This window comes from Microbacterium sp. ZW T5_45, from assembly GCF_044987415.1.
GTDB lineage: Bacteria > Actinomycetota > Actinomycetes > Actinomycetales > Microbacteriaceae > Microbacterium.
This window is the reverse complement of record NZ_JBJDRJ010000001.1, coordinates 1-14,130: the sequence shown is the minus strand read 5'-3', so window position 1 is coordinate 14,130 and position 14,130 is coordinate 1. Positions and strand designations below refer to the sequence as shown.

The 14,130-nt window shown below is 67.9% G+C and carries 19 protein-coding genes; 4 read left to right on the top strand and 15 right to left on the bottom strand.

Translation table 11 applies throughout. The annotated features are described in order from the left end of the window. Positions 1 to 14: 14 nt before the first annotated feature. Both ACI3KS_RS00095 and ACI3KS_RS00090 read right to left on the bottom strand, forming a co-directional pair. Entirely contained in the window at positions 15 to 1,553 is a 1,539-nt protein-coding gene (locus ACI3KS_RS00095; RefSeq protein WP_404913924.1) for an APC family permease, read from the bottom strand. A 99-nt stretch (positions 1,554 to 1,652) separates the two neighbouring features. Continuing rightward, on the bottom strand, positions 1,653 to 2,018 hold the full coding sequence (locus ACI3KS_RS00090; RefSeq protein ID WP_404913922.1) for a winged helix-turn-helix transcriptional regulator: 366 nt from the start codon (positions 2,016 to 2,018) through the stop codon (positions 1,653 to 1,655). A gap of 94 nt (positions 2,019 to 2,112) precedes the next feature. Here ACI3KS_RS00090 and ACI3KS_RS00085 point away from each other — a divergent pair, with 94 nt between their 5' ends. Then, positions 2,113 to 2,958 (top strand): SDR family oxidoreductase, encoded by an 846-nt coding sequence (locus ACI3KS_RS00085; RefSeq protein WP_404913920.1) that lies wholly within the window; start codon positions 2,113 to 2,115, stop codon positions 2,956 to 2,958. Positions 2,959 to 3,091: 133 nt separating this feature from the next. Next, the gene (locus tag ACI3KS_RS00080) at positions 3,092 to 3,652 is read left to right on the top strand and encodes a hypothetical protein (protein WP_404913918.1); all 561 of its coding nucleotides are present in this window, start codon (positions 3,092 to 3,094) and stop codon (positions 3,650 to 3,652) included. Positions 3,653 to 3,655: 3 nt separating this feature from the next. Here ACI3KS_RS00080 and ACI3KS_RS00075 read toward each other — a convergent pair whose 3' ends face one another. From ACI3KS_RS00075 to ACI3KS_RS00020, 12 genes are all read right to left on the bottom strand, one after another. After that, positions 3,656 to 4,006: a hypothetical protein gene (locus tag ACI3KS_RS00075; protein ID WP_404913916.1), complete on the bottom strand. Its 351-nt coding sequence runs from the start codon at positions 4,004 to 4,006 to the stop codon at positions 3,656 to 3,658. Continuing rightward, positions 4,003 to 4,629 (bottom strand): hypothetical protein, encoded by a 627-nt coding sequence (locus ACI3KS_RS00070; RefSeq protein WP_404913914.1) that lies wholly within the window; start codon positions 4,627 to 4,629, stop codon positions 4,003 to 4,005. Before ACI3KS_RS00070 ends, ACI3KS_RS00075 begins: the two co-directional genes overlap by 4 nt. Then, positions 4,626 to 5,192: an RNA polymerase sigma factor gene (locus ACI3KS_RS00065; protein ID WP_404913912.1), complete on the bottom strand. Its 567-nt coding sequence runs from the start codon at positions 5,190 to 5,192 to the stop codon at positions 4,626 to 4,628. Before ACI3KS_RS00065 ends, ACI3KS_RS00070 begins: the two co-directional genes overlap by 4 nt. Positions 5,193 to 5,342: 150 nt before the next feature. Continuing rightward, positions 5,343 to 5,516, bottom strand: a complete 174-nt coding sequence (locus ACI3KS_RS00060; RefSeq protein ID WP_404913910.1) for a CsbD family protein — start codon at positions 5,514 to 5,516, stop codon at positions 5,343 to 5,345. 109 nt (positions 5,517 to 5,625) lie between these two features. Then, a complete protein-coding gene (locus ACI3KS_RS00055) occupies positions 5,626 to 6,243 on the bottom strand; it encodes a hypothetical protein (protein ID WP_404913908.1) in 618 nt (205 codons plus the stop codon). Continuing rightward, positions 6,240 to 6,806 (bottom strand): hypothetical protein, encoded by a 567-nt coding sequence (locus tag ACI3KS_RS00050; RefSeq protein ID WP_404913906.1) that lies wholly within the window; start codon positions 6,804 to 6,806, stop codon positions 6,240 to 6,242. The genes ACI3KS_RS00055 and ACI3KS_RS00050 overlap by 4 nt, the downstream gene beginning before the upstream one ends. Continuing rightward, the gene (locus ACI3KS_RS00045) at positions 6,803 to 7,150 is read right to left on the bottom strand and encodes a hypothetical protein (protein WP_404913904.1); all 348 of its coding nucleotides are present in this window, start codon (positions 7,148 to 7,150) and stop codon (positions 6,803 to 6,805) included. Before ACI3KS_RS00045 ends, ACI3KS_RS00050 begins: the two co-directional genes overlap by 4 nt. Then, positions 7,147 to 7,338, bottom strand: coding sequence for a hypothetical protein (locus ACI3KS_RS00040; protein WP_404913903.1), 192 nt, complete (start codon positions 7,336 to 7,338; stop codon positions 7,147 to 7,149). Before ACI3KS_RS00040 ends, ACI3KS_RS00045 begins: the two co-directional genes overlap by 4 nt. Next, on the bottom strand, positions 7,335 to 7,769 hold the full coding sequence (locus ACI3KS_RS00035; RefSeq protein ID WP_404913901.1) for an Asp23/Gls24 family envelope stress response protein: 435 nt from the start codon (positions 7,767 to 7,769) through the stop codon (positions 7,335 to 7,337). The genes ACI3KS_RS00040 and ACI3KS_RS00035 overlap by 4 nt, the downstream gene beginning before the upstream one ends. A gap of 160 nt (positions 7,770 to 7,929) precedes the next feature. Then, the gene (locus ACI3KS_RS00030) at positions 7,930 to 9,123 is read right to left on the bottom strand and encodes a M20 family metallopeptidase (RefSeq protein ID WP_404913899.1); all 1,194 of its coding nucleotides are present in this window, start codon (positions 9,121 to 9,123) and stop codon (positions 7,930 to 7,932) included. A 3-nt stretch (positions 9,124 to 9,126) separates the two neighbouring features. After that, positions 9,127 to 10,560 (bottom strand): MFS transporter, encoded by a 1,434-nt coding sequence (locus tag ACI3KS_RS00025; protein ID WP_404913897.1) that lies wholly within the window; start codon positions 10,558 to 10,560, stop codon positions 9,127 to 9,129. Then, on the bottom strand, positions 10,550 to 11,164 hold the full coding sequence (locus ACI3KS_RS00020) for a TetR/AcrR family transcriptional regulator (RefSeq protein ID WP_404913895.1): 615 nt from the start codon (positions 11,162 to 11,164) through the stop codon (positions 10,550 to 10,552). The genes ACI3KS_RS00025 and ACI3KS_RS00020 overlap by 11 nt, the downstream gene beginning before the upstream one ends. Positions 11,165 to 11,260: 96 nt before the next feature. On the opposite strand from ACI3KS_RS00020, the gene ACI3KS_RS00015 reads away from it, so the two are divergent. Together ACI3KS_RS00015 and ACI3KS_RS00010 are read left to right on the top strand one after the other, a co-directional pair. Further along, the gene (locus ACI3KS_RS00015) at positions 11,261 to 11,872 is read left to right on the top strand and encodes a TetR/AcrR family transcriptional regulator (protein ID WP_404913893.1); all 612 of its coding nucleotides are present in this window, start codon (positions 11,261 to 11,263) and stop codon (positions 11,870 to 11,872) included. Further along, a complete protein-coding gene (locus ACI3KS_RS00010) occupies positions 11,873 to 13,528 on the top strand; it encodes an MDR family MFS transporter (RefSeq protein WP_404913891.1) in 1,656 nt (551 codons plus the stop codon). Positions 13,529 to 13,689: 161 nt separating this feature from the next. Here ACI3KS_RS00010 and ACI3KS_RS00005 read toward each other — a convergent pair. Next, positions 13,690 to 14,130: DDE-type integrase/transposase/recombinase (locus ACI3KS_RS00005; protein WP_404913889.1), on the bottom strand; the 441-nt coding region annotated here is incomplete at its 5' end.

Genomic DNA, 14,130 nt, shown 5'->3' with positions numbered 1-14,130 from the left:
CATCCGCCCTCGCGTCAGATTCCGCCGTCGATCGAACGGGTGAATCCTGCGGGCTCGTCGGGCACCATGACCTCGGTCTCGCGGTTCAGGCTCTCGCCGCGGAAGAACCGCTTCGAGCGCGGGAACAGGTACCAGACGAACATCAGCACGAGGCCGATGGCGAGCGATCCGATGCCGACCACGAACGTGCCGCCGATGCCGAACAGCACCGTGTAGCCGTAGTCGACGTCCCACATGTCGATCGCGGACTGCACGAAGGCGGCCGTCAGCATCAGTCCGCCGAGCAGCGGGAAGATCCCCTTGAAGAAGAGGTCCCTGGTCGAGCGGGTGAGCTCCTTGCGGAAGTACCAGACGCAGGCGAATCCGGTGATCGCGTAGTAGAACGCGATCGCGAGGCCCAGCGAGAGGATCGAGTCCTGGAGGATGTTGTCGCTCACGAGCGTCATGCCGACGTAGTAGGCGACCGCGACGACACCCATGACGAGCGTCGAGAACGAGGGCGTCTTGTACTGCGGGTGCACCTTCTTGAAGCGCTCGGGAAGGGCGCGGTAGACGCCCATCGCGAGCGTGCCGCGTGCGGTCGGCAGGATCGTGGTCTGCGTCGAGGAGATCGCCGAGATGATCACGGCCACCACCAGCAGCCAGCCGAACGGACCGAGGAGTCCGTCCTTGATGCCGAGGAAGAAGTCGTCGGCGTTGGCCTCGTTGCCGAGGCCGGTGCCGGTCTCGCCCAGACCCGCGTACATCATCGCCGAGATGGTCACGGCGACATAGGTGACGAGCAGGATGACGCAGGTGAGCACGGCGGCTCGTCCGGGAATCCGCTTGGGATCCTTCGTCTCCTCGTTGAGGGCGAGGCACGTGTCCCAGCCCCAGTAGATGAAGAGCGCGAGCAGGATCGCCTCGGTGAAGCCCGACCAGTCGGTGAAGCCGAACGGGTTGAGCCACTGCCAGTCGAAGGGCGTCGGGTTGGGAGCGGTGCCCGCAGCGAACTGCACGAGCGCCGCGACGACGAACACGGCGAGGGCGAGGTACTGGATCGCGAGCAGGATGTTCTGGATGCGCTCGCCGATCTCCACACCGCGCCAGCTCACCCAGGTCATCGCGGCGATGAACGCCACGGCGACGACGATCACGCGCCAGTCGTTGTTCTCGAGATCCTGACCGATCAGCGACCAGAAGTAGACCGAGGCGATCTGGGCGAGGTTGGCGAGAACGACCATCCCCGCGACCGCCACACCCCAGCCGCCCATCCAGCCGACCCACGGCCCGAATGCCTTGGTGCCCCAGGTGAACGTGGTACCGCAGTCCGGCACGACGTTGTTCAGCTCGCGATACGCGAAGGCGATGAGCAGCATCGGGACGAAGGCGATGACGAACGCGATCGGGGCCTGCGCACCGACAGCGATCACCACCCAGCCGAGGGAGGCGACCAGGGAGTAGACCGGTGCGGTGGAGGCGAGACCGATGACGGTCGAACCCCACAGTCCCAGGGTCCCGGCTGCCAGCCCCTTGCCGTCGGGATGTTCCAGATGAATGGGCGTCGTAGCCATGCTCAGAACAGTAGGGCCACCACCGTAATCGCGTCAACCATTCTCTGAGACGACGAAATCAGCGGGAGGATGCCGCCTCGCGCGACCGTTTCCGCAGAATCAGGGGCGTCCGATCATCGCATCCGAATGATCCGCCACCCATTCGACGAGTGGCAGCATCCGCTCCATGAGATCCCTGCCCAGCGGAGTGAGGCTGTACTCGACGTGCGGGGGCACGGTCGGGAACGACTCCCGGTGCACGATGCCGTCGTCGGCGAGAGTGCGAAGGGTCGAGGCCAGCATCTTCTCGCTGATGCCGGCGACCTCGCGTCGCAGCTCGCCCCAGCGGAGCGTGCCGTCGGACAGCGCGGAGAGCACGAGCACTCCCCACTTGCTCATGATGTGGTCGAGGACCACCCGCGAACTGCATCCGGGTTCGAAGATCTGCGGCGTGGACTCGCGGATCTGTGCATAACTGACCGACATGTGGGTACCTTACCTGAAAGTGGGTACCTTCTGGGTGGAATGCATGAGCCGTCGCCGCGGGTTGGCTCTGGTGTCACCTACGAAAGGACCAACAATGACCATCCTCGTCACCGGAGCCAGCGGACACCTCGGCCGCCTCATCGTCGAGAGCCTGCTCGAGCGCGGCGCCTCCGCCGACCAGGTCGTCGCCGGAGCACGCGACGTCGCGAAGGTCGCCGACCTCGGCGTGCGCACGGCGCGTCTCGACTACACCGATCCCTCGTCCGTCGCTGCCGCACTCGATGGTGTGGACTCCGTCGTGCTCGTGTCGAGCTCCGAGGTCGGTCAGCGCTTCGCGCAGCACAAGGCCGTCATCGATGCCGCCGTCGCCGCAGGGGTCACGAAATTCGTCTACACGAGCGCGCCGAAGGCGACGACGAGCGACCTCGTTCTGGCCCCCGAGCACAAGGCGACCGAAGAGGCGATCACGGCATCCGGGCTCCCCTCCGTGATCCTGCGCAACAACTGGTACACCGAGAACTACGTCCGCGACCTCGCCGTCGCGAAGGAGACGGGTGTGCTCGCGGCCGGTGTCGGCGACGGACGCGTCGCCTCGGCCAGCCGCAAGGACTTCGCGGACGCCGCGGCCGTCGTGCTGCTCGAGGACGGCCACGTCGGCGAGGTCTACGAGCTCGGCGGCGACGTGGCCTGGACGTACTCCGACCTGGCGGCGGCCTTCACCGAGCTCGCCGGTCGCGAGGTCGTCTACACGCCGCTGACCGCCGAGCAGCAGCTCGCCGCTCTGCAGGAGGCGGGTCTGGATGAAGGCACCGCTGGGTTCGTCGTCGCACTGGATGCCGGCATCCGCGCGGGCGCTCTCGCCGACACCGACGGCACGCTGGCACGCCTCATCGGTCGCCCGACCACTCCCCTGCTCGAGGGACTCCGCGCGGCATCCTGACCGCGCCGCCCGCACGCGCCCCGTCCTCGACCCGTCGGGGACGGGGCGCGTGCGGGCTAGCCTTCAGCGGATCGGAGGCCGAGGATGAACGGATACGCAGCGGTGTCGCCTGCTCCGAGCATCGGGATCTGACGTGTACACCGGTCGAGGACGCCGCACCCGCATCGCCCCGTTCACGCGTCGTGATGGAGTGGACGGAGCCCGCCTGATCGTGAGCGCCTCAGCGCATGCCGCCCTCGAGAGGGCTGTGACGGCGTTGACGGAGAACCGCTTCACGGTGGGCAGCCCCGAGCTGTCGCACGAGCTCGTTCGGTCAGGATCCTCGTGGATCGGACAGGACCTTCACATCGGGCATCCGACGTCGCGGGGACTCTTCCACGCCCCCGGCCTCGGCGACCCCGATGATCTGCTGTTGCCTTTCACGTGGTCGTTCGTCGTGCCGACTCTCGCGATCGTCTGCGCACGTCCGGATCTCGGGGGAACAGAACTCGTGCTGCTCGCGCACCCTTCGCCCTCGCGCTCCTTCGGCAGGGAGGGCGAGGTCCGGCCTCTCATGGCCAAGGCCTACGCGCAGCTGCAGCACGCGTTCGCGGCGGATGCCGCGCTGCGTCGCCACGAGCCTGTCTCGCGAGTGGCCGATGCGACGTGCCCTGCGTCGTCGGAGTTCGTCGTCCACCGACTCGGCTGGACCTGAGTCTCAGGAGCGGTCCGCCCCCTCCCGCGGATGCACGTGGGCGATGGTCAGCGTGACCCGTTCCGTCACGAGCCCCTCGCTCGCGAGCACCCCGTCGATCGCGGCGCGGACCGCCTGGAGGACGTCAGCGGCGCTCAGGGATCCGTCCACCCCGAGGGACACGTCGACGCGGGTGCCGGACTCCCCGTCGGCCACCCTGACCGGCGACCCCGCATCGACGCCGAGCGCAGCGGCACCCGCGCGCACCACCGTCGAGGCAAGACCGCCGGCACCGTAGATGCGCTCCACGCCGGCCACCGCGCTCACCGCCGCATGGATGCGTCCGGCCAGCTGCTCCACGTCGGATGCCCTCATGCTCCCCCCTCCGTCCATGTCTCGAACCTCTGCACATCGCGCACCGTGATATCGATCGCATCGATCACCAGGTCCGTCTGGCGGTGCAGCCGATCGGCGACCTCACGCCGCAGGCTCTCGACCGCACGAGGGATCGGCGTGCCGTACAGCGCGCTGATCTCCAGGCCGATCCGCACCGGGGCGCCGATCGTCTCGACATCGCCGACGAGCGTCGAGCGCCCGACGAGGATGCCGGGCACGGCGTTCTCCGCCGACCGGATCACCCCGCGCACCGCTCCCTCCGTGATACCGCTGTCGACCGTCACGTCATCGCCCGCGTAAGGGATCCGACGACCGGCGCGGACATCGAGTGCGATGCCGCCGAGGATGCGATCCACCCAGCTCTCGTCGACAGCAGGGTGCGCCGCGGCATCCGCCTCGAGCAGCTCACCGCCGAGCCGGCGTAGACGCTCCAACGCGTCCAGCGCGAGCTGGCATCCCGGCGAACCGTCGATCGATGCGTCAGCCGGCGTCCGCCCGGCGTCGAGGTAGTCCGAGAGATCCTCGAGCGTGTGGCCGTCGAGATCATCGGGCTCCAGACCCAGTCGACGGATCTCAGCGGGCAGCTGTTCGTCGTCGCTCATCGCCAGTCCTCCATCCTCACCAGCATGTACTTCCGCGCGCGAGCGAGCAGTCCGCGCGCCGTCGACGGGGAGGTCCCCAGCTCCTCGGCGATCTCGTCATAGGAGTAGCCCCCGATCTCCCGCAGCACCCAGCTCTCGCGCTGGGCGTCGGGCAGCTCCTGCAGCGCGGCGCCGAGCGCCGCGATCCCGGCGTGCACCTCGGCGACTCGTGCCGGTGCCGTGTGCTCCGGCGCGGCGCGCTCGATCTCGAGGACGTCGACCGTCGGACGCAGCGCACGGATGCGATCGACCGCCTTGCGGCTCACGATCCTCATCAGCCAGCTCTTGACCCTGCCCGGATCCTCGAGCTCGGCGAAGCGCTGCCACGCGGTGACGAACGTCTCCTGCACGATGTCGTCGACATCCTGTGACGCGTTCATCATGCGCTGCACGTAGGCGCGCATCAGCGGCGTGTACCGCCGCACGAGCACCGCGAACGCGGCGACGTCGCCGTCGATCGCGCGGCCCGCGATGATCGCGTCGTCCGCGGCCTCCAGCGCGCTGCGAAAGCGGTCCTCCTGCATGCGTTCACTCCCTCATCCGGCGTTCTCCAGGGATTCGGAGCCGGATCGCACTCGGATGGCATCGGCCGGGTGTCCTCTACGTTCGCCCATACGTCACTCCTCGGTCGCCGGAGAGAGGGGAGCGCCCCTGCCGACGCTCCCCTCCCCTGGTCACTTCTTGAACACGTCCTTGACGTTCTCGGCCGCGTCACGGACGTCACCCTTGGCCTGCTCGGCCTTGCCCTCGGCGACGAGCTTGTCGTCATCGATGACCTTGCCGACCGTTTCCTTGGCCTTTCCGGCAATCTTCTCGGCTGCGGCCTTGATCTTGTCTTCTGCACTCATGGTGTCTCTCCCTTTTCTCTCACCGGCCCCGGATCTCGGGGTCGAATCCTCGCGGGCCTTCCCGCCTGGGTCGCCCGGTCGCGACGTCGCGACGGTCACGACCTCGTCATCACCGGACTCGGGTCTTCGGTCGCAGCGCGTCACGCCACGAGCGATCAGACAGATGCACGACCACCGGCTGCCTGTCGCCGCTGAGCGCATCCCACTCGGCGATCGCGGCGTCGGCGGTCTCGAGCACCGAGTCCAGCGTCGCGCCCGGCTGCACGCGAACGGCGAGCCCGATGGTTCTGCGTCCGTGGATGAGATAGCCCTCGGCACGAGCCGAGACGACGTCCGGTCGGGCGAGCAGCGGGGCGCAGAGGACGGCATCCGCGACCTGGCGGTCGGCCACGGTCCTTCCGGCATCCGACGCCAGCTCCAGAACGTCGTGGGTGCGCCCCCGCCTCCGCGTCGCGATGACGACGACAGCGATGGCGAGCACCACCAGGGCCGTCGCGACCGCGATCACCGGCAGAACGGCGACGGATGCCGGATCGCCCAGCTCGACCGTCCATCCCGAGGCGACGCCCCAGGCCGCGCTCAGAGCGGCCTCGGCGTCACGCCACCAGGCCGGGCGGACCTCTGCCGCTGATGCGGACCGCAGGGCGGCGGCCGCGGAGACGACGAGCAGGGCGATACCCGCGACGAACAGCACGAGACGGTTGACCACGCGGTTCGCGGCGTTCATGCGACCACCCCTTCTGCGGCGACGGCGACGCGCACCGCCGAGGGGAATCCGATCGCCCGCACCGTCTCCCCCGCGGCATCCTCGGCCGCGCGGGAGTCGACCGACACGCCGCTGGTGGGGGTGATGCGCACGCTGACCGCCCGTCGACCGACGACCACGCGGACCTGACCGGTGGGAACGCCGACCCGGCGTCCGACCGACCGTGCGACGGAGTCGGCGATCACGCCGTCATCGACGATGAGCGCCGCACGATCGGTGACCCGTCCCCGGCGAGCCAGCCGTCCAGGAAGAACAGCGGCGAGCGTGAGGGCCAGCCCGATGACAGCCGCTCCTGCGGCGATCACTGCGAACACGACGCCGCTGCCCTGCCCAGCAGTCACCGGTGTCACCCATGCGCGCAGCAGAGACGCAGCGGTCGGGTCTGCGAGGTACCAGACACCCGCCGAGAGCAGCAGGACGATGACGATCGCCGCCACCGCGGCGACCGTGGCCGCCGGCAGAGACCGGGACGCATGCGTCTCGCGTCTGAGCACCCGTCGGTAGATGCGTGCGTCGCTGCTCATGTCACCCTCCTCTCCGCGATCCGCTGAACTCCTGAATACCGCAGGTCGACCGTCGACACCGTGCGGCCGGCGAGCCGGCGCATGCCGTCGATGAGGCCTCTGCGCACGGAGTCGCCGTCCTGGGCGATGGTCGTCGTATGACCGGCACGAAGCGCCAACGGCGTGACCACCGACAGGCGCAACGCCCCGCGGTCATCGGATACGTCCACCGACACCTCGGTCAGCGGCACCCGGGCCGCATCGCGGACGAGCCCCAAGGCGACCCGCTTCAGTGCACGGGAGCTGATGACCGTCACGCCCGCGACCCTGTCGCTCGCCCGATCGCTACTGAGCTCGACGGTCATGACGACGAACGCCGTCCCCTGACGACATCCGCGAGAGCGCGGACGTCGAGGCGGCCGTCCACGATCCGGCCGGCCGCCGCGCCGACGAGCATCGCCAGAGCCACGAGAGCGAAGGCCCAGAAGCCGAAGGCGATCCACGTCAGCACCAGCACCGCGGCCGCCGCCGCGCCGATCACCGAGGCATTCACTGGACTCGTGCCTCCTGGGCCTGGTCCTCGTCGTCATCGGAGGGGATGTGCACGTCGTTGATGGTCACGTTGATCTCGGCGACATCCATGCCGACGAGGTCGGTGATCGCCCGGGCGATCGAGGCGCGGACGTCGTCTGCGACCTTCTGCAGCGAGACGGGGTACTCGGCGACGACCGTCGCATCGACGGCGACCTGGGTCTCGCCGACCTCGACGCTGATTCCCTGCGACAGGTCGGTGGTGTTGAGAGCGTCGCGGATCGCTCCGACGACGCGGGCTGCTCCCCCGCCCAGAGCGTGGACGCCCGAGACCTCGCGTGCCGCGATTCCTGCGATCTTCGCGACGACGCCGTCCTCGATCGTGGTCTTGCCCGCCGTGGTCGCGGCCGTCGCCCGGGTCGTGGACGGGGTCGCCGTGGTCACGTTCGCCATGATGTGCTCCTTCATCGTCTCCGCATCCGGTGCGGAACGCGGGTCGCGGTTCAGCGACACTACTGAGACGGATGCAGACGACGAAACGTCACAAAGAAATTCGCGGACATGGCGAAGGGGCGTGCCGTCGGCGAACCGACGACACGCCCCTCATCTGGGATCAGCGTGCTGTGCGGGCGAATGCCACCGCGGCGAGCGCGGCCGCCTGATCTCCGAGCACCGCGTCATCGAATACGACGCGCGGCGAGTGGTTCCACTCGACGCTCGAGAGGTCGGCATCCGGAGGTGAGGTCATCAGCGCGATGAAGGTCCCCGGCACCTCGTCGAGGACGAAGGCGAAGTCCTCGGACCCCATCATGGGCGTCGGCATGATCATCACGCGCTGCTCGCCGAAGGTGTCGCGCAGCACATCGACGGTCTCCGCCGTCTCCGCCGCCGCGTTGACCGTCACGGGGTACATGGTCTCGAAGCGCACGTCTGCGGTGAGGCCGTGCGCGCTCGCCACTCCCTCGATCACCCGCGGAAGACCGTCCTGCAGGGTCTTCAGCGATGCCGGCGACATGTTGCGGACGGTCGCGGCGAGCTCGACCTTCTCCGGGATGACGTTCACGGCCCCCTCTCCCGTCGACAGGCGGGTGACCGAGAGCACGACGGGGTCGAAGGCGTCGAAGCGGCGCGTGACGAAGCTCTGCAGAGCGAGCACGATCTCGGCGGAGGCCGGCACCGGGTCGAGCGTCTGCTGAGGCTGCGAGCCGTGCCCGCCGCGACCGTTCACCGTGACGTACAGCTGGTTGGATCCTGCGGCCACCGCGCCCGAGCGCGTCGCGAAGACACCCCGGGGTCCGGGGGCGACATGGATCGCGTAGGCAGCGACCGGACGCTCGCCGGCGGCGTCGAGCAGCCCCTCGTCGAGCATGACCTTGGCTCCCCCATGGCCTTCCTCACCCGGCTGGAACATGAAGATCACGGACCCGTGGAGCTCGTCTCGTCGGGCCGAGAGCAGCTTCGCGGCGCCGACCAGACCGGCGGTGTGCAGGTCGTGCCCGCAGGCATGCATGTTGCCGTTCGTCGAGGCGAAGTCGAGATCCGTCGCCTCGTCGATGGGCAGGGCGTCCATGTCCCCGCGGAGCAGGACGACGGGTCCTGGATGTGCGCCGCGGAGAACAGCGACGACCGAGGTGGTCGCCGTGCCTGTGGTGATCTCCAGCGGCAGACCCTCGAGCGCGTCGAGCACCTTCTGCTGCGTGCGGGGAAGGTCGAGTCCGAGTTCGGGGTCGGCATGCAGGGCCCGACGCAGGGCGACGAGCTCCGGCAGGATGCCGACCGCATCCGCGGTGAAGTCCGGTGCGGTCATGGTTCAGCCTTTCGTGGTGGTGGTGTCGGCCTGTGCCGGCATCCGCATGAATGCCAACGCGAGGGCCGCGATGAGGAAGGCGCCGGCGCAGACGCTCCAGATCGTGACGTAGCCGCCGATCGACGACGAGAGCGAACCGGATGCCGTGAATCCAGCGAGGATCACGGCGAACACGGCGCCCGCCGCGGAGCCGCCGAGCGTGCGGAGCGAGTTGTAGACGCCGGTCGCGATGCCGGTCTGGTCGCTGGGGGCGAGCTCGGCGACCAGCGCGGGAAGCGCGCCCAACAGCAGCCCCATGCCGATGCCGTTGATCGCCGACACGAGGAAGATCTGCCAGAGCTCGTCGTGGAACGCGATCTGGACGAGCGATCCCGCAGCCGCCACCGCAGCTCCGCTCACCAGCACGGATCGGATGCCGATCCTCCTCGCGATCGGCGCGAACGTGGCGGCGCCGATCGTGGCGAGGATCGTCACCACGGCGGTGACGGCGGATGCCGTTCCTGCGCTGGCGGCGAAGCCATATCCGGTCTGCGCGGGGTCGGCGGTGAGGAAGGTCGTCGACGGCGATTGCGCCCCGAACATCACCATGCCGAAGAGGAACGCGGTGAGGTACACCGGGCCCATCCGGGGAGACACGATCAGTCGGACGTCGATCGCGGGCGACGATGTCCGCAGCTCCCACAACACCCAGAGCGCGAAGATCACGACCGCGGCCGCGAGTGTCCCGATCGTCGCAGGTGAGCCGAATCCCTCGCTCGAGGCGAGTCGAAGTCCGAACAGCAGCACGACCATCGCAAGGCCGATGCCGACGAAGCCGAGCACGTCGACCTTCGCGCCGGTGCGCGAGGTGGACTCGGGCACCTTGAAGAAGACGGCGTACACGCTGACCGCGACGAAGAGCACCGGGATGAAGAGGGTCAGGGTCAGGCTCGGCAGCAGCGAGGAGAAGACACCGGCCGAGATGGTGCCGAGGATCGCGCCACCGGTGAGGCACGACACCAGCAGACCGATCGAGGTACGTGCCGTCTCACCCTTGATCCGGTTGTGCACGAGGGCGATCTCGAGCGGCAGCCAGACGGCGAGCGGGCCCACGAGGATCCGCGCCGCGAGAACGAGAGGGTAGCTCGGCAGGAGTGCCGTGACGACGGTGCCGATGAGCACCGCGATCACGGCGATGCGCAGCATCCGGCGGTGTCCGAAGATATCGCCGAGCTTCGACAGCAGAGGCACGCACACGGCGGCGGCGAGCGTCTGCACCGTGAGGAACCAGGTGATGTCTGCATCGGAGACCTGCAGGTGGCCGGCGATCTCGCCGAGGAGCGGGGCATAGAAGCCCTGCACGAAGCCGCTCGCGAGTTCGCAGAAGATGAGGAACCCGACGACGGCGCGAGCGCTGACCTTGGGGAGGGATTGGGTGACGGGAGCGTCAGTGGACATGGTGGACCTGTTCGTCGGAGTCGCCGGAGCGACGCGGCGGGCGGGAGACGAGTGCGTCGATGATGTCGACGTACGAGGGCTCGGCGATGCGGATGCGTTTGACCGACTGCCGGTACAGGGTGAGTCCGGCGATCGTGTCGAGGAGGACGTCGCGGTGGACGTCGTCGGGGAGCTCGCCTCTGGCGATGGCGCGGTCGATGATCTCGATCCCCTGCGCTCTGCGGTGCTGGAAGAATCCGTCCCAGAGGGACGGGAAGACGTCGGGCTCGAACATCGCCCGCAGCCCGTGGCTCTGCTCGGGAGAGAGTTCCTGATTGCGCTGGTTCTGCAGGGCGTGCTCGAGCAGGTCGGTGCGCACGTCGCCGGTGTCGGGGGTCTCCCCCAGGCGCACCTGCGACTGCAGCACGGCTGCCACGAGCGCACCTTTGTCGGCGTACCGGCGGTAGATCGCGGTCTTTCCGCACCCGGCTGCCTTCGCGACCTGTTCCACGCTCAGCGCGGCGTAACCGCGTTCGCCCAGCAGCCGTCCGGCATTCTCCAGAATGCGACGGGTGAGGTCTTCGTCGGTCGGACGGCCGGTGCGCTCCGAGGCGGTCGAGGTCATGTCACAAACGATACGGTACGACGTGTTTCGTAAGTGTTACGGATGGATCACGATGGATTCGTGCACTATGGCAGGAATGGTGCATAATTGCACTCTATGGATACGAGTGCAGAATCCTTGAGAGAGCGCAACAAGCGCGAGACCTCGCGCACGCTCACCGACGCGGCGCGTCGGCTCACCGCAGAGAAGGGCTTCGGCGGCTTCACCGTCGAAGAGCTGTGCTCCGAGGTGGGCGTCTCCCGCCGCACGTTCTTCAACTACTTCGCCTCCAAGGAGAACGCCGTCTTCGGCTTCGCCGTGATCGACTCCCGACAGCAGAAGCTGGAGGAGCGCTTCGTCGCACAGTCGGGCGACCTGCTCGACGACTTCGTCGACCTCACGATCACGCGCTTCGAACTGTTCAACCCTGTCCACGATGCGCGCGCCCTGTTCGCGGTGATCGACACGGAACCTCGGCTCTTCAAAGCGCTGCTCGATCAGTTCGCAGAGAGCGAGCGTCGCGATGCGAACCTCGTCGTCCAGCGGCTCGGCGAGGGGCCGGATGCCGCACTCCGCGCCGAGGTCCTGGTCCAGACGGTCGGCGCACTGCTGCGCCTGTCGATGGACCAGTTGCTCCACCACCAGTCCCCCGTGCCCTTCCGCGAGTTGCTCACGAGTCGCCTCGCGATCGCCCGTTCCCTCCTCACCACGTCAGAGAAAGCCGACTGAATGTCCGCCACCGCCACGAAGGATGCGCCCTTCCTGCTCACGAAGCGCCGCATCTGGATCATCTTCAGCGCCCTCATCGCGGGGATGCTGCTCTCCAGCCTCGATCAGACCATCGTCTCCACCGCCATGCCGACCATCGTCGGCCAGCTCGGAGGCGTCGACCACCAGGTCTGGATCACCACCGCCTACCTGCTCGCGACGACCATCGTCATGCCCATCTACGGCAAGTTCGGTGACGTCCTGGGCAGGCGCAACCTGTTCCTCATCGCCATCGCGCTCTTCACGCTCGCCTCGGTGGGCTGCGCCTTCGCGACGGACTTCTGGATGTTCGTCGTCTTCCGCGCTCTCCAGGGTCTCGGCGGCGGCGGTCTGATGATCCTGTCGCAGGCGATCATCGCCGACATCGTGCCCGCGAACGAGCGCGGCAAGTACATGGGTCCGCTCGGCGCGGTCTTCGGCCTCTCCGCGATCGCCGGTCCGCTGCTCGGCGGCTTCTTCGTCGATCACCTCACCTGGCAGTGGGCGTTCTACATCAACATCCCGGTCGGGATCGCGGCGTTCATCATCGCTCTGGTCGCCCTGAAGCTGCCGAGCAAGAAGGCCGAGAAGCCGATCGACATCTTCGGTGTGATCTTCCTCTCGATCGCGACGACCTGCCTGATCTTCTTCACCGACTTCGGCGGCGACAAGGAGTTCGGATGGGACTCGCTCGCCACGTGGGCCTGGGGTGCCGGTCTCGTCGCCGCTGCGGCCGCCTTCATCTTCACCGAGTCGCGCGTACAGGATCCGATCATCCCGCTGAGCCTGTTCCGCAACCCGATCTTCCTCAACGCCACGGCGATCGGTCTCGTCCTGGGCATCGGGATGTTCGCCGCGATCGGCTTCATCCCCACGTTCCTGCAGATGTCGTCCGGGACCTCGGCGGCGGCATCCGGTCTGCTGATGATCCCGATGATGGCGGGCCTGATGGGAACGTCGATCTACTCGGGGATCGCGATCTCGAAGACCGGCAGGTACAAGGTGTATCCGATCCTCGGCACGATCATCACCGGGCTCGCGATGGTGGCGTTCACGACGCTGTCGGCGAGCACCCCGATCTGGCTGATCTGCGTGTTCCTGTTCTTCTTCGGTGCGGGTCTCGGCCTCATCATGCAGGTCGTGGTGCTCGTCGTGCAGAACGCGGTGCCCGCGAACGAGATCGGTACCGCCACCTCGACGAACAACTACTTCCGCGAGGTGGGCGCGTCGCTGGGCACCGCGGTGTTCGGGACGATCTTCACCACGCGTCTCACCGAGAACCTGCTCGGCGTCTTCACGGATGCGGGTGCATCGTCGGATGCCGCATCTCAGGCCGCGTCGACGATCGACCCCGCGACGCTGAGCACCCTGCCCGACGAGGTGCGCGACGGCATCGTGACGGCCTATGCGGACGCTCTCGCGCCGGTGTTCTGGTACCTGATCCCGTTCGTCGTGGTCGCGCTGCTGCTGTCGCTGTTCCTCAAGCAGATCCCGCTGTCGGATCAGGCAGGGCTCGTCGCCCGCGGCGAAGCGATCAGCGGCGAGGAGGCCGAACGCCTCGAGGCCGAGCAGCGCGGCGTCGCGGTCTCGGGTTCGAGCACGGATGCCGTGGGCCAGGAGGCTCCGCCGCAGCGCTGATCGGTTCCGGGCGGCGGTTCCCGGTTCCGGCCGGCACGTCCAGGTTCCGGCCGGCACGAGAAGGTTCCGACCGGCACGAGAACAGGTCAACCGCGCGAGATCATGACGGATGCTGCTGGGGTGGTCCGCGTGTCGTGGAGTTGGTCCCTGTTCCTTTCGTGTCAGGCCGCGTTCGCGGCGGGTTGTGTGGTGAGCCGGGTCAGGGTCTCGGCGGGTGTCGTGTAGCCGAGGCTCTGGTGCCGGCGTTGGGTGTTGAAGTAGCGGATGTAGTCGCTGATCTCGCGGGTCGCGTGGCCTCGTGTGGTCAGCCGCAGCCAGCGGAGTCGTTCGTTCTTGATCTTCGAGAAGAACGATTCCGCGACGGCGTTGTCCCAGCACTCGAAGTTCTTTCCCATCGAGCGGCGGATGCCGTGGCGGGCGCAGAATCGGGTGAATCGTTGGGACCGGTATTGGGTGCCGTGATCGGAGTGGAAGATCGCTCCCGGCTCGATACGTCCACTCGCTTGGGCTCTCTTCATCGCCCTCACGATGAGCTCAGCGGTCTGTGTCTTCCCGGTCGCCCAGCCGAGCACCATCCGGGACGCGAGATCGATGACGGTCGC